The following is a 474-nucleotide window of genomic DNA, read 5'->3' on the forward strand; positions in this document are numbered from 1 at the left end:
GGATCACGGCCCGACGTACTCCCCGCGCGGTCGCAGGCGCATCGGCGCTTCGGCGTACTCGGCGGCGATGTGCGCGATCCACCCCGCCAGCCGGCCCACGACGAAGATCGAGCTCGCCGCGTCGTCGGGCAAACGGGCTCCGGATGCCAGGGCGGCCAGCGCGAGATCCACGTTGGGCCGCGCGTGCGCACGGGCGGCGACGGTGTCGCTGAGCCGGGTGACGGCATCCATCGTTCGTTCCCCGTCGGGGAGCTGCGCCAGCAGCGGGAAGAGCGCATCGGCGCGGTCGTCGACACCGCTGTACAGGGGATGCCCGAAGCCCGGGATGCCGTTGCCGTCCTGCACCGCGTCGGCCAGCGCGCGCTCGGGCTCCCTGCCCCGGCGCACCTGCGTGAGCAGGCGGGAGGTGCGGGTGGCGGCGGCGATGTGCAGGGGCGAGTCGGCGGCTCCCAGAGCTGCGCCGACCGCCGCGTA

Annotated in this window: 1 protein-coding gene; it reads right to left on the reverse strand. The window is 74.9% G+C overall.

Annotation, left to right across the window (positions count from 1 at the left end):
* Positions 1–3: 3 nt before the first annotated feature.
* Positions 4–474: citrate/2-methylcitrate synthase (locus tag IFR11_RS16145; protein WP_274604491.1), on the reverse strand; the 471-nt coding region annotated here is incomplete at its 5' end.

This window comes from Microbacterium sp. CFBP 8801 (assembly GCF_014839455.1).
Taxonomy (GTDB): domain Bacteria; phylum Actinomycetota; class Actinomycetes; order Actinomycetales; family Microbacteriaceae; genus Microbacterium.